Below are 20,621 nucleotides of genomic sequence, written 5' to 3'. Positions count from 1 at the left end.
CATGATTGTGCCATACAACATGGAGGAGTCAGAACCGCCCCGCGGCTTAAAGTTCCAGAAAGCGGCGTATCGCCTCTTTCTGATGCAAGGCGTCCTTATAGCCCAGCGTGATCAGCTCGCGGGTGTAGCCCGGCTCGAACAATAGATAAGTGGCCAGGGCCGTGCCGCGGTGACGGGTGGCGCCGGTACCCTTCAGCAGGAAGCGCAGCAAGGGCGGAAACAGCCGGGTGTGCTTGTAGGCGATGCCCTCCAGCGATTTGCTGGGGTTGAGCATGAAGATGTCCACCTTGCGCAACTGGGTCTGCCGCGCCAGGTCCTCATGGCTTTGCAGCAGCGACACGGTGTGATTGACCCGGGTCAGCCGCTCCATGTCCACCGACATGCTGTCTATGAACACGCTATTGAGCAGATGGCCGAAAATCTGCGCCGGCGACGGATAGAAACCGCTGTGGCGGCGTTCTATGGTGTCCGGCCGCTTGCTGGCCAGGCCGACGACAAACAGCTTTTCCGCGCCCAGGTGCAAGGCCGGCGACAAGGGGGACAGCTGCCGCACCGCGCCGTCGCAGTAAAACTTCTCGCCCAGGCAGACCGAGGGGAAAATCAGCGGAATGGCCGAGGTGGCCATCATGTGTTCGATATTGATGCGTTCGCGCAGCCCCAGCCGCTGATAGCGCTCCCACTCCTCCAGGCTGTCCGCGCCCTGGAAAAAAGTGACCGACATCCCGGTGGTGTAGCAAGAAGCCGTCAGCGCCAGCGCCTTGAGCGCGCCGTGACGCACGGAATGGTCTATGCCCTCGAACACCATCACCTTGGTCAGCAGCTCGCGCAGCGGAGCGTTGTCCAGAAAGCTCTTGGGATTGCGCCACAGACGGCCGCCGGACAGGATGGACAGGCCGAAGTGCAGAAAAGTCTTCAGAAAATAGCCGGAACTGGCGTCGTAGACATCCTGGATGTGCAATTGCTTCCACATCTGCGCCAGCGTGGACACCGCCAGATGGAAATTACCGGCGCCGGAGGCCAGCGCCACCGCATTGATCGCCCCCGCGGACGTGCCGCAAATAATGGGAAAGGGATTGACGCGCGCATCCGGCAGCAGCCGGGCAATTCCCAGCAACACCCCCACCTGGTACGCCGCGCGCGCGCCGCCGCCCGACAAGACCAGCCCGATATCGGATTGCCTCCCCATCCCGCACCTCGCGTGGCTATATTGGCGGCGGATCGGCATGCCCGACGCCGCACGGCTTCTTGTTCTATTTAGACATAGTCAAACGCCGCGGCCAGCGCCAACTTCGCGCGGAGGAAATCGGCCGTACAGGCTCAATAAGCAGCCGCCGTCTGCATGGCCCATAAATGCGCGCCCACCAGCGCGCGCCACGGCGCGAAGCCTTGCAGCCATTGCTCGGTTTCGCGCGGCGACACCGCCTCGGCCCGCTCCAGCAAGCGCTGCAGGCCGCGCCGAACCGCCACGTCCCCGTGCAAGGAGCCGTCCAGCCAGCCATAGCCGCGCAACAGCGCGTAGCTGACCGTCCACGGGCCGATGCCGGGCAAGGCCAGCAAGCGCGCGGCGATCTCCTCCGGCGCGCAGCCATCCAGCCAGCCCTGCAAGGGCAAGCCGCCGTCGGCCGTCTGCCGGCTCAGTTCCAGCAAGGTCCGGGTCTTGGCGCGGGAGAAACCGGCCTGGCCCAGTTGGTCCGCCTCCAGCTCCGCCAATTGCTCCGGCGACGGATGGCACAGCAGACCGCCGCTGTGGCGCTTGCCGACCAACTGCATCAGCCGACGCCGCAGCGAGATGGCGGCGTGGACGCTGATCTGCTGACCGGTGACGGCCCAGACCAGCGCCTCGAACGGCGTGGTGGTTTGCGGCACGCGCAAGCCGGGACGCGCGGCGATCAGGCCGGCCAGCTGCGGATGGCCGCGATGCGCGCGCTCGAAATCCGCCACCGGCTGCGCCAAGCCCAGCATGCGGCGCGCCATGGCGGTCAAGGCCGCCGCGTCGCCGGCCTGCGGCGAAACGTCCGCGTCCAGCCCCACCCGCACCGCGTCCGCGGCGAACGTCATGCTCAGACAGGCCGGCTCGCCGCGCCACAGCAAGCCCTTGCTCAGGCTCAGCGCCGTCACCCGCTCGGACAGCTCCTGAGCGTCGCGGCGGTGGAAGGCCATGAAGTCGTCCCGGCGAAAATCCGCGGGCAAAGACAGGGATAAAGACAGCGAAACGGAATCGGCCGGTTCAGCCATGGATCAGCGCGCCTTGCGAAAAGTCAGATTGATGCGGCGCCGCCCCAGCAAAGGATGTTCGCCCTCCGCCACCGGCAACACCCCGTGGAAACGCATGCGGTCCGGCCCGCCCCACACCAGCACGTCGCCGTGGCGCAACTCGATGCGGCCGGGACGCTCGGCGCGGCTAAGACCGCCGAACAGGAAAATCGCCGGCAAACCCAGCGACACGGATACGATGGGCGCGCCGAAATCGCGCTCGTCCTTGTCCTGATGCAAGGACATCTTGGCGCCCGGGGCATAGCAGTTGATCAGGCAGGCGTCCGGCGCAAAGCCGGGGAAGCCGGCCTCGGCGGCGGCCTGTTCGGCCAAGACGCGCAACAAGGCCGGCATCGCCGGCCACGGCTGGCCGCTGACGGGATCGCGCTCGGCGTAACGGTAGCCGCGCGCGTCGGACACCCAGCCGCAAGCGCCGCAGCTGGAAGTGGCCACCGACATCGCCCGCCCTCCCGGCGTCTGCATGCCGCGCGGCGGCGCTTGCCGCAGCACGGCTTCCACTTCCGCCAGCAGCGCCGCGTCGATGTCGCTGGCGCGGCGGTGCAATAAGGCGGCGCCGGGCGACAGGCGCTCCAGCCAGCCGCCCTCTTCCGGCGCGAACAGATCCGCCATCGCCGGCCTCAGAACCTGCTCAAAGTCTCGCGAGCAAGAGCGAGACAAGGCGAAAACCGCTGAGAAAGCGGAATGTACATACGGTACATGAGCATTTCGAAGCGGTACTCACCGTGCCAAGTTTCACGATGCGCAGCAGACATTGAACAGGTTCTCAGGCCTCGCCGGCCACCATCATGCTACGCAACAGCACCGAGCCCATCTGCCGGCCGCCGCGCTCCAGCACGTCGTTGCCCACCGCGTCGATCTGCATGAACATCTCGCGCAAATTGCCGGCGATGGTGATTTCCTCCACCGGGTGCACGATCACGCCGCGCTCCACCCAGAAGCCGGCCGCGCCGCGCGAGTAATCGCCGGTGACGGTGTTGACGCCCTGGCCCAGCAGCTCGGTCACCAGCAGGCCGGTGCCCATGGCCTGCAGCAACTCCTCCAGGCTTTCGCCGGTGGAATGCACGACCAGATTATGCGCGCCGCCGGCGTTGCCGGTGGTCTGCATGCCCAGCTTTCGCGCCGAATAGCTGCCCAGCATATAACCCTGCAGCACGCCCTTGTCCACCAGACGGCGCGCCACCGTGGCCACGCCCTCGTTGTCGAAGGCACCGCTGGCCATGCCGCGCAGCAAGAAGGGATCTTCGTCCACGGTGATGTTGGCCGACATCACCGGCTTGCCCAGAGAATCCAGCAGGAAGGACGATTTGCGGTACAGGCTGCCGCCGCTGATGGCGGCCACCAGATGGCTGAGCAGCGAGGCGGCGATCGGCGCTTCGAACACCACCGGATACTGGCCGGTCTTCACCTTGCGCGCGCCCAGCCGCCGCGCCGCGCGCTGGCCGGCCTTGGCGCCGATGGCCTCCGGCGCGTCCAAGTCCTCGCGCCGACGCGCCGACGAATACCAGTAATCGCGCTGCATCGCGCCGCCGTCCTCGGCCACCACCGCCGCGGAAATGCTGTGGCGGCTGCTGGCGTAGCCGCCGATGAAGCCGTGGCTGTTGGCGTAGGCGAAATGGCTGGACTGCGAGGACGCGGTGCCGCCCTCGGAATTGCGGATGCGCGGATCGGCCGCCAACGCGGCGGCCTCGCAGGATTTGGCCAGCTCGATGGCTTCCTCCACCGGCAGCGCCCACGGGTGGTACAAGCTGAGATCGGGAAACTCGGTGGCCATCAATTGGGAATCGGCCAGGCCGGCGCAAGGGTCCTCGGCGGTGTAGCGCGCGATGTCCCGCGCCGCGCGCACGGTGTCCGCCAAAGCCTCTTCGGAAAAATCGGAGGTGCTGGCATGGCCTTTTTTCTGCCCCAGGTAGACGGTCACGCCCACGCCCTTGTCCTGGTTGTACTCGATGGTTTCCACCTCGGACAGGCGCACGCTCACCGTCTGGCCCAGGCCTTCGGAAACGTCGGCCTCGGCGGCGCTGGCGCCCTCGGCCTTGGCCAGTTCGATCACGCGGGAGGCGATGTCCTCCAGCGCGGCTTGGCTGAAACTGAATGTTTTGTCTGCCATAGTGTCTTTCGCAATGGTCGAAACGGCCGGAGGCCTTTTCCGGTATCATACCAGCCTTGAGAAAACCGATTGAGAATTGCCAACGATGACCCATTACCAGAACGACAGCCCGGACGACGGCTACGTCAGCAAATCCCAGCGCAAGCGCGATATGGATGCGCTGCAGGACCTGGGCCGCGAACTGGTGGAGCTGTCCAAGGACACGCTGAAAAAAATGCAGCTGCCGGAAGACTTGCTCACCGCTATTCTGGACTATAAACGCTTTACCGCGCACGGCGCGCTTCGCCGCCAGCTGCAATACATCGGCAAGCTGATGCGCGACGTGGACCCGGAACCGATCCAGCAATACCTGCAAATTCTCAAGGGCGAATCGTCCGAGCACATCGCCTGGCAGCACCTGCTGGAGCGCTGGCGCGAACGGCTGATGGAAGACGACAAGATGCTGGCCAACTTCGTCACCGACTTCCCGGCCGCCGATCCGCAACAGCTGCGCACGCTGATCCGCAACGCGCGCAAGGAAAAACAGGACAACAAACCGCCCAAGTCCTTCCGCCTGCTCTATCAGGCCGTCAAGGACGTGATCCCCGAACCGGGCAAGCCGCGCCTGCACCAGCAGGACCAAGAGGACGACGAGTGATGCTGAAAGTAGGCCTGGTCTCGATCTCCGACCGCGCCAGCAGCGGCGTGTACGAGGACAAGGGCATCCCGGCGCTGCGGGACTGGCTGGCCGCCGCGCTGGCCAGCCCCTTCGCCGTCGTCTCCCGGCTGATCCCGGACGAGCAGCCGCAAATCGAAGCCGCGCTCAAGGCGCTGGTGGACGAGGAAGGCTGCCAGCTGGTGCTGACCACCGGCGGCACCGGCCCGGCGGCGCGCGACGTCACGCCGGAAGCCACGCTGGCGGTGGCGGACCGCGAGATGCCCGGCTTCGGCGAGCAGATGCGCCAGATCAGCCTGCGCTTCGTGCCCACCGCCATCCTGTCCCGCCAGGTGGGCGCGATCCGCAAGCAGGCGCTGATCCTCAACCTGCCCGGCCAGCCCAAGGCGATCAAGGAAACGCTGGAAGGCCTGCGCGGCGCCGACGGCCAGGTGGAAGTGCCCGGCATTTTCGCCGCCGTGCCCTATTGCATAGACTTGCTGGACGGCCCCTATATCGAAACCCATGAGACGGTGGTCAAGGCCTTCCGCCCCAAATCGGCGCAGAAAAAGCCGGACTGAGCCATGGCTTACCAGTCTCCCGCCTGGCTGCGCGGCGGCCACGCCCAAACCATCTGGCCGGCGCTGGCGATCAAGACCCGCCGCCCCGACTACCGCCGCGAACTGTGGGACACGCCGGACGGCGCGCGCATCGCGCTGGACTTCGTGCCCGGACGGCCCGGCGCGCCGCTGGTGGTGCTGTTTCACGGCCTGGAAGGCAGCAGCGACAGCCACTACGCGCGCGCGCTGATGCAAGCGGTGCAGCGGCGCGGCTGGAACGGCGTGGTGCCGCATTTTCGCGGCTGCGGCGGCGTGGACAATCCCTTGCCGCGCGCCTATCACGCCGGCGACGGCGCCGAGGTGCGCTGGATTCTGAGCCGGCTGGCGCAACGCTTCCCCGTTTTGGCCGCCGCCGCGGTGTCCCTGGGCGGCAGCATGCTGCTCAACTATCTGGCGGACGAAGGCGCGCAGGCGCTGCCGCGCGCGGCGGCGGCGGTGTCCGCGCCGCTGGACCTGGTGGCGGCCAGCACCCGGCTGGACCGCGGCCTGGGCAAACTGCTGTACACCCGCATGTTCATGGGCACGCTCAAGCCCAAGGCCTTGGAATCGCTGCAGCGCCATCCCGGCCTGTTCGACGGCGGCAAGCTCAGCCGCGCGCGCACCTTCATCGAGTTCGACGACCTGGTCACCGCGCCCATCCACGGCTTCGGCACCGCGCTCAATTACTGGCGCAGCGCCAGCGCCAAACCGCGGCTGGGCCAGATCGCCCGCCCCACCCTGGTGCTGAACGCGCGCAACGACCCCTTCCTGCCGGAGCAGGCACTGCCGCGCCAGACCGACGTGGCCGCCAGCGTCACCTTGGAGTTCCCCCGCCACGGCGGCCACGTAGGCTTCGCCTCCGGCGCCTTCCCCGGCACACTGGACTGGCTGCCGTCACGCTTGCTGGAATTCTTCGAACCGCATCTGGATTGACTGCGCGGCGCTTTCTGCGCATCTTGACGGCATCCCACCCTCAAGCGAAAGCGCCGCATGGCTTCCGACACCGTCAAGACCTCCGTCCTGCGCAAGACTTATCTGCGCATTCTCGCTCCGCTGTTCATCGCCTCGGTTCTGGCCTTTCTTGACCGGGTCAACGTCAGTTACGCCGCCCTGACCATGAACGCCGACCTCGGCTTCAACGCCAAGGTCTACGGCCTGGCCGCCGGCATCTTCTTCGCCGGCTACGTCCTGTTCGAAGTGCCCGGCGCCATCCTGGCCGAGCGTTGGAGCCCCAGCCGCTGGATCGCCCGCATCCTGTTCTCCTGGGGCGCGGTCAGCATGCTGCTGGGCCTGGTGCAGAACGAGTGGCAGTTCTATGTCCTGCGCTTCTTGCTGGGCGTGTGCGAGGCCAGCTTCTACCCGGTGATCTACGCCTCGGTGATCCCGCGCTGGTTCGTCGCGGACACCCGCGCCCGCGCCATTTCAATCACCCTGTGTTCGCTGCTGGTCTCCGCCATCGTCGGCGCGCCGCTGGCCGGCTGGATGGTGGGCCTGCAGCCCTTCGGCCTCAAGGGCTGGCAAAGCCTGTTCCTGCTGGAAGGCGGCGTCACCGTGCTTTACGGCTTCGCCATACTGCTGTGGCTACGGGACGATCCGGCCCAGGCCGCCTGGCTGAGCGCGGAGGAAAAGCGCTATCTGATCGATACGCTGAAGGCGGAAGCAGCCGCCACGCGTGAACAACAGCCGGCCACGCTGCGCCAGGCGCTGGCGCAGCCGGCGGTGTTGCGGCTGTGCCTGATCTATTTTCTATGGATTACCGGTTTCTGGGGCTTTAGTTTCTGGATGCCCACGGTGATCAAGAACGCCTCCGGCTGGTCGCCGCTGGCCATCGGCCTCGCCTCCGCCGTGCCCATGCTGGCGGCGCTGGCCGCCATGCTGTGGCTGGGCCATTCCTCGTCCCGCCGCGGGGAAAAGCGCTGGCATGTGGCGCTGCCGCTCTTGCTCGCCGCCGCCGGCTTCCTGATCGGCGCTTTGAGCGACAGTATCGCCGTGGCGCTGCTCTCGGTCACCGTCGTCGCCATCGGCGTCTACAGCCCGATGGGCGTGTGGTGGTCCATCCCCACCACGTTTCTGACCGGCACGCTGGCGGCGGGCGCCATCGGCCTGATCAACTCCGTGGGCAATGTCGGCGGCTTCATCGGCCCTTACGCGCTGGGCTTGATCGAGGCCGCCACCGGCAGCCACACCCTGGCTTACTTCTGGCTCAGCGGCTCGCTGCTGCTCAGCGCGCTCTTGGTGCTGGGCTTGAAGCCGCAAGCGCAAACAGCGGACAATTCCAGCCAAGCCGCCGCTTCCGGCGGACGATAGGAAGAACCATGCCGACACGAATCTTCGTCCTCGCTCTCTGCGCTTTTCTGCTCTCCGCTTGCGCCGGCATGGCCGAGCGCCTGCGCGGCTCCCTGGAACCGCCGGCCGAGCGCGGCTACGCCATTCTGTCGCTGACCGGCAAATCCGCCAATCCGGACAGCGCGACGCTGGGGCTGAACATCGCCAACGCCGCCGGCCGCGTCGTGGCGGCCGACAGCGCCAGCCTGCTGACCGACACCGTGTTCGGCGAGCAGGGCAAGTCCATGGCCGAGGGCAAACTGATGCTGTTCACGCTGGAGCCGGGCCAGTATCGGGTGGAGCAAGTCTGGGCCAACTGGCTGGAGGACGGGGCCTGGGGCGTCAGCCGCAAGATGCGCAGCTTCCGCCTGGCCGCGCCGTTTGAGCTGAAACGCGGCGAGACGGTTTATCTGGGCAATGTGGACGTGGAAATGAGCTTCTTGCCGGAAGCGCGGTTGCGCGACGAGTCCGAGCGCGATCTCGCCCACATTCGCCGCATCTGGAAGATCAAGGACGTGTCCGGCATCCAGTTGCAACCGCTGGGGCAAGCACGGCTCTGAGCTTCCGTTCAAATCCTCGAAGCCAGCTCAAAACCCGGCATGGCCGCCGAGAAAGCGAAAGGCTCATACTATGTATGAGCCTTTCTTAAGCCACACTCACCGTATTATGCCCGTCCGCACACGGTAGATCGCGAGCCGGTTCCGAACCCGCTCACTTCTGCCACAGCTTGGCCAGATAGGCCGGCTTCACCGTCGCCGCCGCGAGCGGTACGGCTTCCAGCACCCGGTAGGCGTTCTGTCGGGTGTCGCGCAGCAGCGCGTCCGCGTACGGCGCGCCGTCCAGCTTGCGCAAGGCCGCCACGCGCGGCGCATTGGCCTTGTCGCTGCGATGGGTGACCACGCCTATCTCGTTGCTGGCCAGTTTGACGAAGCTGCCGGGCGGGTACACGCCCAGCTCCTTGATCAGCAAGGCCGCGTGCTGCGGATCGAAATCGCCCAGCTCGCCGCGGTACAAGCTGCCGATCACCAGCGCCGGCAAGGCCGGCTGAGGCTGATGGATGCAGGAACACAACACATCCACCATGTGCAGCAAGGCCGCGTCCGGGTGGATGTCCTCGCCGCGCAGCCCCTGCGGGTAGCCGTCGCCGCCGCGCTGCTCCTGATGGGTCTGCACCAGAAGATGCCAGTGCTCGTCCACCACCCCGGCCTCGCGCAAAATGGCGGAGCCTACGATGGGATGGGCGTAGAGATCGTCGCGCTGCGCGGCGTCCGGCGGGGTCGGCTGCCGCGACAATTGATTCAGCAGGCCGGTGATCGCCAGGTTCATGCTCAGCGCCGCGCCCACCACCGCCTGCAAGCGCGCCTCCTCCATGCCCAGCCGCCGGCCCAGCACCGCCATGATGGCCGCCACGTGCACGCTGTGGGCGCTGCCGATATCGCGATAGGGCGTCAGCAACACGCTGGCCAGCACCCCGTCCGGCTGTTTGCTGGCCAGCCGGATCAACGCGTCCGCCATGTCCGCCAGCCGCCCGGCCAGGCCCGGCACCGCCAAGCCGTGCAATAGCAGGCCCTCGGCGCGGCGGGTCTGGAAGCCCAGTTCCATGATGGGGTTGGGCTGCACCTGGGCCGCGGCCTCTTTTTCGCGCTGCGCCGCGCGCTCCAGCTGTTCGCGCTCCAAGCGCGCCGCCACCTCCTCGCTGTCGCCGTGCGCCAGCGTCACCAGCCGCTCGCGCTGCTCCGGCGTCAGCACGTAATGGCCTTTTTTCAGCAGCAGCAGGCCGTTCTTGGCGTACACGTCGACCGGCAATTGCTGGCCGATGCGCAAGAAGCTGGTGGGCAACTTCACTTTGGAGGAGTCCGGCATAATCTATTTACGTTTCGTTAAGTCATGCTTCAATGGCTGTGAATAATGCCGCATTCCATCGGCCTAAGGAAGCCCCCGCGGTCCCGCTCTCGCGCCGGCTTGCCATGCAATGCCGATGACATTAATCTAGTTGCTTCAATCCTCTTGCCTCGTTGGAGAATGCCGTTATGACAAGCAATCGACGCGTCGACGCTTCGCGCAGGGACTTCTTGAACAGCGCGGTGGGCGTGGGCTTCGCGCTGGCGGTGCAGCCCATCGCCGCCAGCGCCATTCTCACCGACGGCGACGGCCTCAGCGCCGGCGCGGTGGAAATCCCGACCGGGCCGGCCGTCATGCCGGGCTACATGGCCAAGCCCGCCGCGGCCGGCGGACCCTTGCCGGTGGTGCTGGTGGTGCAGGAAATCTTCGGCGTGCACGAGCATATCCGCGATCTGTGCCGGCGGCTGGCCAAGGCCGGCTATCTGGCGGTGGCGCCGGAGCTCTATTTCCGCCAGGGCGACCCGAGCAAGGTCGCCAGCATCGGCGAACTGCTCAGCGGCCTGGTCAGCAAGGTGCCCGACAGCCAGGTGCTGGCCGATCTGGACGCCACGCTGGCCTGGGCCGGCGGCCACGGCGGCGACGTCAAGCGCGCGGCCGTCACCGGCTTTTGCTGGGGCGGACGCCAGGCGTGGCTGTACGCGGCGCACAATCCGGCGCTCAAGGCAGGCGCCGCCTGGTACGGCCGGCTGCAAGGCGAGGCCGGCGCCAACACCCCGCGTCAGCCGCTGGACGTCGTCGCCCAGCTGCATGCGCCGGTGCTCGGGCTTTACGGCGGCCTGGACAAGGGCATTCCGCTGGAATCGGTGGACAAAATGAAGGCCGCTCTGCGCGCCGCCGGCAAGCCCTCCGAAATCGTGGTCTACCCGGAGGCCGACCACGGCTTCAACGCCGACTACCGTCCGACTTACAACGCCGCCGCCGCCGCCGACGCCTGGCGGCGCATGCTGCAATGGTTCAAACAACACGGCGTCTGACACCGGCTACTCTCCCGGCGGCCGTCTGGCGCAGGCCGCCAGCCGCATGCGGATCACCTGATTGAAGCGCGCCAGCCAGTAGGGATCGAACTGGCGCTCCGAGGCGTTGATCTCGGCGATGGCGCGCATCATCGAATGCCGCAAGCCCCGATGCGCGTGCTTCAAGGTCACCGCCTCGAACGCGTCCACCAGGGCCAGGATGCGCGCGCCGCTGCAAATTTCGTCGCCGCGCAAGCCCTGCGGATAACCGCGGCCGTCCGGCATCTCGTGATGCTGGGCCACCATGCGCGCCGCGTCGGCCCAGGCCGGCATCCTCTCCAAAAGGCCCGCAGCCCAACCCGGATGCTCCGCCATCTGGAGGCGCTCGGCCTCGCTCATCCGCCCCACTTTCAACCAGAACGACTCCGGCAACAGCATCATGCCGATATCGTGCATATACACCGCCGCTTCCAGCTGCCTGTCGTCCACCATCCCCGGCGCCTGACGGCTGGCCTCCAGCGCCAATTCCAGATTGCGCTCGGTACGGCCCTGGAACTGCGGCAAACGCTGCTCGAACTGCAGCGCCAATAGCCGGAAAAACGCCAGATCGCCCTGACTGAGCTGCGCGGCGGCGTCCGCCGGCGCATCCGACTCGATCACGTGCAAGGGAATGCCGGTGATCTGCTCCACCAATTGCTGACAACGCTGCAGCAGCTCGCCTACCGGGCACTCCGCCACCTGGTTCAAGGCCCGCATCAGCAAAGGCAGCTGCAGATCGTCCAGCAGCTCGTGGTTATCCAGCGCCTCCAGCGCCAGGCCCAAGCGGTCCATCACCAACAGCATCACATCGCCTATCGAGTCCTCGTAGACCACCTCGCCGCTGCGCAGCCGCTCCAGCAGGCTTTCCAAGGCGTGGACGAAAGGCACCACGAAGCGCACCTGGCACATGCTGGCGTCGCCCTTGATGCTGTGCAGCAAGCGAAACAGCTGATCGATCTGAGCGGCGTCGGTGTCGCCGAAACCCAGCTGGCAAACCAAGTGCTCCACCTGCGGCGCGTAATCGCTCATCACCTCCATGAAATCGTGAAACGCCTCCGGCTCCACAATCTCCAGCGTCAGCTCCTGCTTACCCATGCCCCCTCCCATTTTCAATCGCCCTTCATTCCAGTATATGCAGCATGCGGCAAAGCGTGCGACAGCGGCCTTTCCAAACCGCCACGCGCCGCGCATAATTTGCGCCCCCGGCGCATCGTCCGCTCTTTATGTCCGATATTCCCATGCAAAACCCACTGCAAACGCTGCAACAACACATCGCCTTCATTATTGAAGTGGATAAACTCAAAACGGTGTTGCGCAAAACCAAGGCCGCCCATGTCGACCGCTACGAGAACTCCGCGGAACACAGCTGGCAAATCGCGCTGTTCGCCCTCAATCTGCGCGACTTCGCCGCCGAGCCGGTGGACATCGACAAGGTGGTGCGCATGTTGCTGATTCACGACCTGGGCGAAATCGACACCGGCGACACCATCGTCTACGCCGCGGACGGCTCCGCCGAGCGCGAAGCCGAGGAACTGGCCGCGATGCGCCGCATCCTGGGCCTGCTGCCCCAGCCCATGGCCGCGGAGCTGCTGGCCTTGTGGCAGGAGTTCGAGGCCCGCCAAAGCGCGGAAGCGCGTTTCGCCCGCGCGATAGACCGATTGATGCCCATCTTGCTCAATCTGCAATCCGGCGGCCAAAGCTGGCGCGAAAACGGCGTCGGCAAGCAACAAGTGCTGAGCATGGCGGTGGGCAAAGTGGAGGACGGCTGTCCGCTGGCGGCGGACTGGTTGCGCGTGGAATTGGACCGCGCGGAGCGGGACGGTTACTTCGGCGCCTGAGCCCAAATGGAGAAAACCCGGTAGAAATGCCAGGGGATACTGAAAAAACAGGATAAAAACCCTTTCGGCCATGCAGAAAACGCTTGCCATGTCCCGGAACTATAGGCACTATTCCTGCCGCAGGATGCTCAAGTTGTGGATGTGTTGTTGTCGTAGTGGCATTAAGTCCGTACCTCAGTCGCCATTTCCCTTGAACTTCGTGCCTTTTATTTCAACTGCTCGTTTTGAGGAATTAACAAAATGGCAACCGGTACCGTTAAGTGGTTCAACGACTCCAAAGGTTTTGGCTTTATCACCCCGGATGAAGGCGGCGACGACGTGTTCGCTCACTTCTCCCAGATCAATGCCAAAGGCTTCCGCACCCTGGCTGAAAACCAGCGCGTTAGCTTTGACGTCGTAGACGGCCCGAAAGGCAAACAAGCCTCCAACATCCAGCCCATCTAATCATCGCGATTAGTACAGCTTGATGAAAACCCGGCCTCGCGCCGGGTTTTTTGCATTTACGCTTCAACGCAAGGAATTCCCATGTCCGTCTCCGACGATCACGAACACATCATCGCCGCCACCCGCGACTGGCTGGAAAAAGCGGTGATAGGGCTCAATCTCTGTCCGTTCGCCAAGAGCGTCTACGTGAAGAACCAGGTGCGCTACGTGGTCAGCGACGCCGCCCAGCCGGATCAGTTGGCGCAAGAGCTCGCCTCCGAACTGCGCCTGCTGGCCGACAGCAGCCCGGACGAGATCGACACCACCTTGCTGATCCACCCTCGCGCGCTGCAACGCTTCCTGGATTTCAACGACTTCCTCGACATCGCCGACGCCATCGTCGAAGACATGGGACTGGACGGCGAGCTGCAAGTGGCCAGCTTCCACCCCAAGTTCCAGTTCGATGGCACCGGCATCAACGATATCGAGAACTACACCAATCGCGCGCCCTACCCCACGCTGCACCTGCTGCGCGAAGCCAGCATCGGCCGCGCGGTGGAAGCCTTCCCGCAGGCGGAAGCCATCTATGAAAAGAATATCGAAACGCTGAAACAGCTGGGCCTGGACGGCTGGAAAGCGCTGTTCGCCGGCAAAACGCCGTAAGCGCGGGCTCGCCGCGCATTGCCAAGCCCGTCGCGGGCGTGGTACACCACGGGCATTCCACCTTCTTGGAGTTCAGCCCCCATGTCGCTCAGGCCCTTGCTGCCGCTCGTCGCGCTATTGTTGAGCGCTTGCGCTTTCACCCCGGTGCAGAAGCCCGTCGCCGGCGACGACTTTCGCGGCAACGAGCTGGGGCAGAGCAGCGCCAATCGCATGGCCAACCTGGCCATGCGCGACAATCTCGCCAGCTTGCAAACCCTGCTGGAAAAACTGTACAAGCGCAATCCCAGAGAATGGCGCAAGACCGGCGCGGCCGACTACCCGGCCGCGATGCGCCAGGTCATGAGCTCCATCCGCAACAACGCCCCGCTACCGGCCTTGAACGGCCAGCGCTCGATCGCGGCGATGAGCGCGGCCTTCGACCCCGGCTTTGGCGGCGACCGGGCCGGCGCCTTGATTTACGGCATGGGCTCCATGCTGGTGGACGCCTACGGCGGACGCACCGAGCTGTTCCTGGTGCATGGGCTGGACGCGCAGCAGCTGGCCAACGCCTCGCACAATCTGGAAGTGGCGGCCTGGATGCTGAACAACCGCCAGATCAGCGGCGCGCCGGTCTTGCTATCCAATGAAATCGGCAGCGTGCGCAATCTGTCCTTCGAGCGGGAGTTCGGCAAAATGATGGCCAGGCTGGATTTGCTGGCGGAATTGTCGGACGAGAAACTGCGCCGCAGCGCCATAGACTTCGGTCAATCGCTGATCGCCGGCCCCTTCCTGCAGTTTCTGCCGGTCAGCGCCGTCGCCCAGGCCGCGGCGCCCTGAGAACCCGTTCAAAGTCTCGCGAGCAAAAGCGAGACAAGGCGAAAGCCACTGAGAAAGCGGAATGGACTCATGGCGCATGAGCCTTTCGAAACGGTTTTCAAGGCCCCGTTCCATCCCTCCCGCTACAGCGCGGCAGACATTGAAGCGGTTCCGGGAGTCGGGCTCAGCCCCGACGCTTGCCCACCTTGTCGCGGTAAAAGGCGCGGATGCGCGGCATATCGGCGTCGATATCGCCGCTGGGCGTGAATATGGGGCCGAAGCCGGCCTCCTTGCGGCTGTAATCCAGGTACGCCAAGGCCACCGGCACCTCCGCGCCGCAGGCGATGTGATAAAAGCCGGTCTTCCATTCGGTCACCGCCTTGCGCGTGCCCTCGGGCGGAATCGCCACCACCAGCCGGTCCGAACGCCGGTAAACTTCCACCATCTGCTGCACCAGGGAATTATTCTGATGCCGCTTGACCGGAATGCCGCCCAGCCAGCGCATCACCGGCCCCATCGGCCCGGCGAACAGCGTGTGCTTGCCCATCCAGTAGATCTTGGCCCGCGCGGCGAAGCACACGGCCAGCGTCAGCGGAAAGTCCCAATTGCTGGTATGCGGCGCGCCGATCAGCACGTATTTGTCCAGCTTGGGAAACTCTCCTCGCAGCTTCCAGCCGCTCAGCTTGAGCATGGCGATGGACAAGCAGCGGAACAGCGGCCGGATCACGGGCGTGTCGAAAATGGTGAAATGCATGACGGTCCTGAGCAAGGGCCTCGCCCAGGACGGGGAGCGACAACCGAACAGGCGCCGCCCAGCGTCGGGGCAAGCGCCAACCACGTGGAAAAACGCCGGAATGTACCTGATAAAACTATCCCGGTAAATCCGCATTGCGAAATACAATCAGATCTCGCAAGTCCATGAATTCAAAAAGCAAGCGCCGCGCCGCCTCACTCCGCCAAGGGATGGATGCGGTACACGCAGCGCCGCCCGCCGTCTTCCAGCGCGTGCTCCAGCCGCCGCACTTCCGCGCCCGGCCCCAACACCCGGGCGAACAGCGCCAGCTCGGAGCGGCACAGGCCCTGACATTGGCGCGCCGCCGCGCAGATCGGGCAATGGTTTTCCAGCAGCAACCAGCCGTCGCCGTCCAGGCGCGCCTCCGCCATATAGCCTTCCTGGCTGCGTATCCGCGCCAACGCGGCCACCCGCTCCCCCAGCCCGTCCGCGCCGGACATCGCCAGCCGATATTCCTCCTCCGACTGCGCCTCTCGCCGTTGAATCAAACTCTCTAGGCCGGACTCGCCAAACAGCTCCCTCACCTGCTCCAGCAACTGCAAGGTCAAATCCGCGTGCCGGTCCGGAAAACGGCCATGACCGCTCTCGGTCAAGCGCCAGAGCTGGGCCGGCCGGCCCACGCCCTGAGCCTGGGCCTCCATCCGCGCCAGCCCCTTCTCCTCCAGCGCGAGCAAATGCTTGCGCGCGCCCATGCTGGTCAGCCCCAGCTCCGCCGCCAGCGTCTGAGCCGTCTGAGGCCCCCGCGTTTTCAGCAGATACAGCAGCCGATCCGCGCTATTCATCGCCGCGGTCACCGGGCCTCCTCCGCCTCGCGGATCACGCCTTGCAGCCAGGCGGCGGCCAGGCCGCACGTCAAAGCGCCCAGAACCAGCACCAGACGGGTGTCCAGAATGGTCAGCACGCTGCCCAGCAAGGCCACCAGCACATTGGCCACGCAGAAGATCGTGGTCAGCAGGCCCATCACGCTGCCCTGCCCCAGGCTGGCGAAGCGCTCCGAACACCAGCTGGGCAGGATGGCGTTGTAAATCGCCAGCGGCACGCCCAACAACACAATCAAGCCTATGCCCGGCCAAGGCAGATCCGCCAGCAAGCTCAAACCCAGCAGGCCCAGGGCCACCCAGGCCGCATTGATGCGCGCCAGCTCCAGCGGCGCCCGTTTATGCCCAAGTTTGCCCAGCAAGGCGCTGGCCGAGGTCATCAGCACGCACATCAGCGCCGTCACCACCGCGATGCCGCGGCTGTCCAGCTGCGCGTACTCCACCAGCCACAAGGGGTAGAACTCGTAAAAAGCGTTGACCCCGACGGCGAAGGCCAGCTGCATCCAGAACAGCCGCGCCAGCAAAGGGTCCGCCGACAGCAGACGAAAAGAGTGCTGGCCGCGCATCACCTGCAGCAAGGACTGCTCCTGGTGCATGCGCTCGCCGGTTTCCGGCAGGAAGGCCAGCAGCACCCCCAGGCACAGCAGGATGGCGCCGGCCGCCAGCAGGAAAGGCACCGCCTCGCCCAGCGGCAAGGTCAAACCGCCGATCAGCGGCCCCACCAGCCAGCCGGTGTACAGCACCGCGTTGAGAATGGCGAAGGAACGCGCGCGGTCCAACTGCGGATGCAGATCCGCCACGATGGCGCGCGCCACCGCCACATTGCCCTCGGTCAGGCCGGTAACGAAACGCGCCAGCACGAACAACAGATACCAGCGGCTCCACAAGGCGTACGCCGTCAGCAAATAGCCCAGAAAGGTCAGCAACAAGGTTCCGGTCAGCACCCGCCGCCGTCCCAGCCGGTCCGACAACGCTCCAATCAAGGTGCTGCCCAGCAAAATGCCCAGCGGATTGGCGGCCAGGGCCACGCCCAACAGCAGCTTGGGCGGCAGCCCCAGGAAGTGGTTGAACGCATCCGGCGCGGAGTTCACGAAGATGGGCGCCAGGATGGGATAAGGCATGGCCACGCCGGCCGTGCTCATCAGCGCCACCAGACAGACAGTCAGCAAAATCAGTTTGGGATGGGAAACATTCATGACGCATACCAATGAGACGATAGCCCATGCTAATCTCGCCATCGCAATAAGTAAACAAATTAGTTTACTTAATATCGCGCCGCGTACTGGAAATCATCAATACAGCATATAGAATGCTGTACGTATGGTTACGAAAAGGCGCGCAGAAACAGGAACCAGATGGCATTCCAAGCGTCTCAAACTACACAAGACCTACTTTATGTTTTTGGAGACTTCCATGACTTCGATGACCAGCAAATCCGCCGTTAAAGCCATTGCCGCCAGCCTGATCGCCGTCAGCCTGCTGTCCGGTTGCGCCAATATGTCCAAGCGTCAGCAAAACACCGCCATCGGCGCGGCCGCCGGCGCCGTGCTCGGCTCCGTGCTCACCGGCGGCGACGCCATCGGCACCGTGGGCGGCGCCGCGGTGGGCGGCGTGGTCGGCAATCAGACCGGCAAACGCTAAACCCGCGCCCCCATTCCAAGAGCCAGCCCCGCGCTGGCTCTTTTGTTTTGCCCGCCGCGCCCATATCATCAATACAACAGCACCACGGGCCACGCCATGACCTCCTCCGCACGCATGAATTGGGAACGACTCCTCTCCACCAAACGCTTCAAAGTCATTCAGGGCCACGTCAAGGAAACCCGCACCCCAGCCACCGAAGAAGGCAGCCCGGGCTTGCGCACCGACTTCCACATCGACCACGACCGCGTGGTGTTCTCCAGCGCCTTCCGCCGGCTGGGCCGCAAAACCCAGGTGCACCCGCTGGCGCGCCACGACCACACCCACAACCGCTTAACCCACAGCGTGGAGGTGGCCAGCGTCGGCCGCAGCCTGGGCAACCGCGTCGGCATGATGATGCAGCACGCCCATCTGCTGCCGGACAACTACACGCCGCACGATATCGGCGCCGTGGTGCAAGTGGCCTGCCTGGCTCACGACATCGGCAATCCGCCCTTCGGCCACACCGGCGAATACGCGTTGCGCGACTGGTTCCGCGCCGAACGCAACGCCCACTGGCTGCACGGCCTGGCGCCGGAGGAAATCCGCGACGTGCAGACCTACGAAGGCAACGCCCACGGCCTGCGCATGCTGGCCACGCTGGAAATGTACACCGGCGAAGGCGGCATGCGCCTGACCGCCGCCGCCCTGGGCGCGCTGATCAAATACCCGTGGACATCGGACGCCGAAGCCGCCCAGGCGCGCGACAAATTCAACATCTACCGCACCGAACTGCCCTATTTCCAGCGCGTGGCCTCGGAGCTGGGCCTGCTGCCCAAGGGCGTGATGCAATGGAGCCGCCACCCGCTGTCCTACCTGATGGAGGCCGCCGACGACATCTGCTACGCCATTCTGGACCTGGAAGACGCGGTGGAGATCGGCATCCTGGACTTCAAGGAATTCGAAACCCTGTTCTCCGGCTTCACCGAATACGAACGCATCTGGGACATACAGGACGTGCGTCAGAAATGCGGCACCCTGCGCGGCATCGCCATCGGCCGCTGCGTCAGCGAAGTGGCCGAGAAATTCATGCTGCACCACGACAGCCTGCTGCGCGGCGAATTCCCGGCCAAGGACTTGATCAACCTATGCGGCGCCCAAGTGCAGGACGCGCTGATCCACGCCAAGGAACTGGCCAGCACCCGGGTCTACCGCCACCGCACCAAGCTGGTGACCGAACTCGCCTCCTACCCGTGCATGGCCGGCATCCTGGACGCGCTGATCCCCGCCGCCCACGCCTACGTCAGCAAGGGCGCCGAGCGCCTGAGCCCGCGCGAGCACCTGGCCATGGGCTTGCTGGAACAGCACATCCGCAGTGACGACAGCCTGTATCAGGCCTATATGAAAGTATTGGACTTCGTCGGCGGCATGACCGACAACTACGCCGCCAACCTGGCGCGCGACATTTCCGGCGTGGGCATTCTATAACTCCGCCCCGCCGCAATTCGGCAGTTAAAAAATCAGAAAGACAGGAATGCAGCACACCACCCGTTTTTGCATCGTCCGCCATGGCGAAACCGACTGGAACCGCGAATATCGACTGCAAGGCCACACCGACATCCCCCTCAACCCCACCGGCCAGGAACAGGCGACAAGCCTCAGCCGCGCGCTATGGCCGGGACGCTACGCCTTCGACGCCCTCTACGTCAGCGACCTGACCCGCACCCGCCAGACCGCCGCGCCGCTGCAGGCGCGATTGAATCTGACGCCCACCTTCAGCGCCGAATTGCGCGAGCGCCACATGGGCGTGTTTCAGGGCCTGACCTACGCCGAGGCGGAACACAGCATCCGCGACGACTATCTGCAACTCAAATCCCGCGACCCGGACTACGATCTCAAGGGCGGGGAAAGCCTCAACGCCTTCATGGGCCGCATCCGCGACGGCTTCACCGGCATTGCCCGCCGCCATCTGGGCCAGACCCTGCTGGTGGTCACCCACGGCGGCGTGCTGGAAATGATGTACCGGCTGGCCACCGGCAAGCCGATGTCCGAAGCCCGCGACTTCCCCATCCCCAACGCGGCCTTGAACTGGCTGAGCTATAGCGACGGGCAATGGCGGCTTGAACAATGGGCCGACGAATCCCACCTGGCCGCCGCGCTGGACGAAATTCAATAGCAGGACGGCTGCAACCCCCAAGCGGGGCTCGGCCGGCCGCCAACTACGCCAAGGCCAGCAGAGTGCGCGCGATGGTTTCCGCCGACGGCAATTCCGTTGAGCGCCACACCAAACGGCTCTTCGAATCCACCAGCAAGACCTCCGTGTGGTGCGCGCTCAAATCCGTCCGACGCTGATTGAACGTGGCCAGCATCAAATCCAGGTCGGCTAGCTCGGGGCGGGCCGCCCGCCAGCCTGGTTTAGGCCGAAACCGGGCCAGCCACCGCCGCAGCTGTTCCGGCGAATCGTTCAATGGGTCAAGACTCAACGACAATAACTGTATCCGCGCCCGTTTTGATTCCGGCAGTAAATCCTGCACTTGCCGAAACGTCGCGCCCTGGATCGGGCAGACATTGGAGCAGGCGGTGAAAATCAGCTGAACCGCCGTCACGCGCCGCTGCAACAAAGCGTGAAAGCTGCGCCGTTGACCATCGCTGTCATTCAGCATGAAGTCCGGCAGCGGCAGCGGCGGAGAAATCTCTCCGTGCGCCAGGGCCAGATTTCCGGCCCACGCGGTTTTGGCCAATGCGGCCGGCCCCGCCAGCCATAAAGGCACCAGGCCCGCCAAGCCCATCGCAAACCTCCGCCGTCCCGGATTCAACGGCGCGCCGCCCTTGCCTTGCATG

23 protein-coding genes are annotated in these 20,621 nt (G+C 65.1%); 13 read left to right on the top strand and 10 right to left on the bottom strand.

The genetic code is table 11. The features are described from left to right. Nucleotides 1-46 precede the first annotated feature (46 nt). The 4 genes from ACODRW_RS13145 to pmbA form a co-directional block, all read right to left on the bottom strand. Nucleotides 47-1,186, bottom strand: a complete 1,140-nt coding sequence (locus ACODRW_RS13145; RefSeq protein ID WP_107799693.1) for a patatin-like phospholipase family protein — start codon at nt 1,184-1,186, stop codon at nt 47-49. A gap of 131 nt (nt 1,187-1,317) precedes the next feature. Further along, on the bottom strand, nt 1,318-2,235 hold the full coding sequence (locus tag ACODRW_RS13140) for a DNA-3-methyladenine glycosylase family protein (protein WP_488905914.1): 918 nt from the start codon (nt 2,233-2,235) through the stop codon (nt 1,318-1,320). Nucleotides 2,236-2,238: 3 nt separating this feature from the next. Beyond that, the gene (gene alkB, locus ACODRW_RS13135; protein WP_474453884.1) at nt 2,239-2,883 is read right to left on the bottom strand and encodes a DNA oxidative demethylase AlkB; all 645 of its coding nucleotides are present in this window, start codon (nt 2,881-2,883) and stop codon (nt 2,239-2,241) included. 154 nt (nt 2,884-3,037) lie between these two features. Continuing rightward, the gene (gene pmbA / locus ACODRW_RS13130) at nt 3,038-4,381 is read right to left on the bottom strand and encodes a metalloprotease PmbA (protein WP_486635459.1); all 1,344 of its coding nucleotides are present in this window, start codon (nt 4,379-4,381) and stop codon (nt 3,038-3,040) included. 85 nt (nt 4,382-4,466) lie between these two features. Here pmbA and yjgA point away from each other — a divergent pair, with 85 nt between their 5' ends. The 5 genes from yjgA to ACODRW_RS13105 are packed head-to-tail and all read left to right on the top strand — an operon-like array spanning nt 4,467 to nt 8,499. Then, the gene (gene yjgA, locus ACODRW_RS13125; RefSeq protein ID WP_081545106.1) at nt 4,467-5,018 is read left to right on the top strand and encodes a ribosome biogenesis factor YjgA; all 552 of its coding nucleotides are present in this window, start codon (nt 4,467-4,469) and stop codon (nt 5,016-5,018) included. After that, entirely contained in the window at nt 5,018-5,596 is a 579-nt protein-coding gene (mog, locus tag ACODRW_RS13120; protein WP_107799697.1) for a molybdopterin adenylyltransferase, read from the top strand. Before yjgA ends, mog begins: the two co-directional genes overlap by 1 nt. A 3-nt stretch (nt 5,597-5,599) precedes the next feature. Further along, on the top strand, nt 5,600-6,547 hold the full coding sequence (locus ACODRW_RS13115; protein ID WP_107799698.1) for a YheT family hydrolase: 948 nt from the start codon (nt 5,600-5,602) through the stop codon (nt 6,545-6,547). Nucleotides 6,548-6,604: 57 nt separating this feature from the next. Then, the gene (locus ACODRW_RS13110) at nt 6,605-7,921 is read left to right on the top strand and encodes an MFS transporter (protein ID WP_227107679.1); all 1,317 of its coding nucleotides are present in this window, start codon (nt 6,605-6,607) and stop codon (nt 7,919-7,921) included. An 8-nt stretch (nt 7,922-7,929) separates the two neighbouring features. Next, entirely contained in the window at nt 7,930-8,499 is a 570-nt protein-coding gene (locus ACODRW_RS13105) for a hypothetical protein (RefSeq protein WP_488905913.1), read from the top strand. Nucleotides 8,500-8,650: 151 nt separating this feature from the next. Here ACODRW_RS13105 and ACODRW_RS13100 read toward each other — a convergent pair whose 3' ends face one another. Continuing rightward, nucleotides 8,651-9,802, bottom strand: coding sequence for an HD-GYP domain-containing protein (locus tag ACODRW_RS13100; protein ID WP_107799701.1), 1,152 nt, complete (start codon nt 9,800-9,802; stop codon nt 8,651-8,653). A 167-nt stretch (nt 9,803-9,969) separates the two neighbouring features. Here ACODRW_RS13100 and ACODRW_RS13095 point away from each other — a divergent pair, with 167 nt between their 5' ends. After that, on the top strand, nt 9,970-10,815 hold the full coding sequence (locus ACODRW_RS13095) for a dienelactone hydrolase family protein (protein ID WP_227107677.1): 846 nt from the start codon (nt 9,970-9,972) through the stop codon (nt 10,813-10,815). Nucleotides 10,816-10,821: 6 nt separating this feature from the next. Here ACODRW_RS13095 and ACODRW_RS13090 read toward each other — a convergent pair whose 3' ends face one another. Then, nucleotides 10,822-11,928 carry an HD-GYP domain-containing protein gene (locus tag ACODRW_RS13090; RefSeq protein ID WP_158274297.1) on the bottom strand — a complete coding sequence of 369 codons (1,107 nt, stop codon included), beginning with the start codon at nt 11,926-11,928 and terminating at the stop codon, nt 10,822-10,824. Nucleotides 11,929-12,071: 143 nt separating this feature from the next. Between ACODRW_RS13090 and ACODRW_RS13085 the strand changes: the two genes are divergently transcribed. From ACODRW_RS13085 to ACODRW_RS13070, 4 genes are all read left to right on the top strand, one after another. Next, on the top strand, nt 12,072-12,671 hold the full coding sequence (locus tag ACODRW_RS13085) for an HD domain-containing protein (RefSeq protein ID WP_488905912.1): 600 nt from the start codon (nt 12,072-12,074) through the stop codon (nt 12,669-12,671). Between the two features lie 240 nt (nt 12,672-12,911). Further along, nucleotides 12,912-13,115: a cold-shock protein gene (locus tag ACODRW_RS13080; RefSeq protein WP_019101682.1), complete on the top strand. Its 204-nt coding sequence runs from the start codon at nt 12,912-12,914 to the stop codon at nt 13,113-13,115. Between the two features lie 81 nt (nt 13,116-13,196). Next, the gene (locus ACODRW_RS13075; protein ID WP_227107675.1) at nt 13,197-13,757 is read left to right on the top strand and encodes a DUF1415 domain-containing protein; all 561 of its coding nucleotides are present in this window, start codon (nt 13,197-13,199) and stop codon (nt 13,755-13,757) included. Nucleotides 13,758-13,838: 81 nt separating this feature from the next. After that, nucleotides 13,839-14,573, top strand: coding sequence for a hypothetical protein (locus ACODRW_RS13070; RefSeq protein WP_488905911.1), 735 nt, complete (start codon nt 13,839-13,841; stop codon nt 14,571-14,573). A gap of 163 nt (nt 14,574-14,736) precedes the next feature. Here the strand turns inward: ACODRW_RS13070 and ACODRW_RS13065 are convergent, their stop codons facing one another. The 3 genes from ACODRW_RS13065 to ACODRW_RS13055 form a co-directional block, all read right to left on the bottom strand. Further along, the gene (locus ACODRW_RS13065) at nt 14,737-15,306 is read right to left on the bottom strand and encodes a lysophospholipid acyltransferase family protein (RefSeq protein WP_488905910.1); all 570 of its coding nucleotides are present in this window, start codon (nt 15,304-15,306) and stop codon (nt 14,737-14,739) included. A gap of 194 nt (nt 15,307-15,500) precedes the next feature. Next, a complete protein-coding gene (locus tag ACODRW_RS13060) occupies nt 15,501-16,127 on the bottom strand; it encodes a helix-turn-helix transcriptional regulator (RefSeq protein ID WP_107799708.1) in 627 nt (208 codons plus the stop codon). An 8-nt stretch (nt 16,128-16,135) separates the two neighbouring features. Continuing rightward, the gene (locus ACODRW_RS13055; protein WP_486635465.1) at nt 16,136-17,359 is read right to left on the bottom strand and encodes an MFS transporter; all 1,224 of its coding nucleotides are present in this window, start codon (nt 17,357-17,359) and stop codon (nt 16,136-16,138) included. A 217-nt stretch (nt 17,360-17,576) separates the two neighbouring features. Here ACODRW_RS13055 and ACODRW_RS13050 point away from each other — a divergent pair, with 217 nt between their 5' ends. The 3 genes from ACODRW_RS13050 (at nt 17,577) to ACODRW_RS13040 (ending at nt 19,956) form a co-directional block, all read left to right on the top strand. Next, the gene (locus tag ACODRW_RS13050) at nt 17,577-17,804 is read left to right on the top strand and encodes a YMGG-like glycine zipper-containing protein (RefSeq protein WP_081545093.1); all 228 of its coding nucleotides are present in this window, start codon (nt 17,577-17,579) and stop codon (nt 17,802-17,804) included. A 96-nt stretch (nt 17,805-17,900) separates the two neighbouring features. Continuing rightward, the gene (locus ACODRW_RS13045; protein ID WP_488905909.1) at nt 17,901-19,268 is read left to right on the top strand and encodes a deoxyguanosinetriphosphate triphosphohydrolase; all 1,368 of its coding nucleotides are present in this window, start codon (nt 17,901-17,903) and stop codon (nt 19,266-19,268) included. Between the two features lie 46 nt (nt 19,269-19,314). Then, nucleotides 19,315-19,956, top strand: a complete 642-nt coding sequence (locus ACODRW_RS13040) for a histidine phosphatase family protein (protein WP_227107671.1) — start codon at nt 19,315-19,317, stop codon at nt 19,954-19,956. A gap of 43 nt (nt 19,957-19,999) precedes the next feature. Here the strand turns inward: ACODRW_RS13040 and ACODRW_RS13035 are convergent, their stop codons facing one another. Beyond that, entirely contained in the window at nt 20,000-20,620 is a 621-nt protein-coding gene (locus ACODRW_RS13035; RefSeq protein WP_488905908.1) for an SCO family protein, read from the bottom strand. Between the last annotated feature and the right edge of the window lies 1 nt (nt 20,621).

The organism is Chromobacterium sp. FG89, from assembly GCF_057808735.1.
Note: the sequence above shows the minus strand (reverse complement) of the source record. Positions and strands in the feature narration are given on the sequence as shown.

Bases quoted from the DNA above. Each gene is read 5' to 3' on its own strand.
- ACODRW_RS13100 (WP_107799701.1), bottom strand. From the start codon at position 9,802: ATGCCGGACTCCTCCAAAGTGAAGTTGCCCACCAGCTTCTTGCGCATC.
- ACODRW_RS13050 (WP_081545093.1), top strand. From the start codon at position 17,577: ATGACTTCGATGACCAGCAAATCCGCCGTTAAAGCCATTGCCGCCAGC.
- ACODRW_RS13145 (WP_107799693.1), bottom strand. From the start codon at position 1,186: ATGGGGAGGCAATCCGATATCGGGCTGGTCTTGTCGGGCGGCGGCGCG.
- ACODRW_RS13040 (WP_227107671.1), top strand. From the start codon at position 19,315: ATGCAGCACACCACCCGTTTTTGCATCGTCCGCCATGGCGAAACCGAC.
- ACODRW_RS13055 (WP_486635465.1), bottom strand. From the start codon at position 17,359: ATGAATGTTTCCCATCCCAAACTGATTTTGCTGACTGTCTGTCTGGTG.
- ACODRW_RS13115 (WP_107799698.1), top strand. From the start codon at position 5,600: ATGGCTTACCAGTCTCCCGCCTGGCTGCGCGGCGGCCACGCCCAAACC.
- ACODRW_RS13105 (WP_488905913.1), top strand. From the start codon at position 7,930: ATGCCGACACGAATCTTCGTCCTCGCTCTCTGCGCTTTTCTGCTCTCC.
- ACODRW_RS13060 (WP_107799708.1), bottom strand. From the start codon at position 16,127: ATGAATAGCGCGGATCGGCTGCTGTATCTGCTGAAAACGCGGGGGCCT.
- ACODRW_RS13045 (WP_488905909.1), top strand. From the start codon at position 17,901: ATGACCTCCTCCGCACGCATGAATTGGGAACGACTCCTCTCCACCAAA.
- ACODRW_RS13140 (WP_488905914.1), bottom strand. From the start codon at position 2,235: ATGGCTGAACCGGCCGATTCCGTTTCGCTGTCTTTATCCCTGTCTTTG.
- pmbA (WP_486635459.1), bottom strand. From the start codon at position 4,381: ATGGCAGACAAAACATTCAGTTTCAGCCAAGCCGCGCTGGAGGACATC.
- yjgA (WP_081545106.1), top strand. From the start codon at position 4,467: ATGACCCATTACCAGAACGACAGCCCGGACGACGGCTACGTCAGCAAA.
- ACODRW_RS13095 (WP_227107677.1), top strand. From the start codon at position 9,970: ATGACAAGCAATCGACGCGTCGACGCTTCGCGCAGGGACTTCTTGAAC.
- ACODRW_RS13110 (WP_227107679.1), top strand. From the start codon at position 6,605: ATGGCTTCCGACACCGTCAAGACCTCCGTCCTGCGCAAGACTTATCTG.
- ACODRW_RS13085 (WP_488905912.1), top strand. From the start codon at position 12,072: ATGCAAAACCCACTGCAAACGCTGCAACAACACATCGCCTTCATTATT.
- ACODRW_RS13035 (WP_488905908.1), bottom strand. From the start codon at position 20,620: ATGCAAGGCAAGGGCGGCGCGCCGTTGAATCCGGGACGGCGGAGGTTT.
- ACODRW_RS13075 (WP_227107675.1), top strand. From the start codon at position 13,197: ATGTCCGTCTCCGACGATCACGAACACATCATCGCCGCCACCCGCGAC.
- ACODRW_RS13070 (WP_488905911.1), top strand. From the start codon at position 13,839: ATGTCGCTCAGGCCCTTGCTGCCGCTCGTCGCGCTATTGTTGAGCGCT.
- ACODRW_RS13090 (WP_158274297.1), bottom strand. From the start codon at position 11,928: ATGGGTAAGCAGGAGCTGACGCTGGAGATTGTGGAGCCGGAGGCGTTT.
- ACODRW_RS13080 (WP_019101682.1), top strand. From the start codon at position 12,912: ATGGCAACCGGTACCGTTAAGTGGTTCAACGACTCCAAAGGTTTTGGC.
- mog (WP_107799697.1), top strand. From the start codon at position 5,018: ATGCTGAAAGTAGGCCTGGTCTCGATCTCCGACCGCGCCAGCAGCGGC.
- ACODRW_RS13065 (WP_488905910.1), bottom strand. From the start codon at position 15,306: ATGCATTTCACCATTTTCGACACGCCCGTGATCCGGCCGCTGTTCCGC.
- alkB (WP_474453884.1), bottom strand. From the start codon at position 2,883: ATGGCGGATCTGTTCGCGCCGGAAGAGGGCGGCTGGCTGGAGCGCCTG.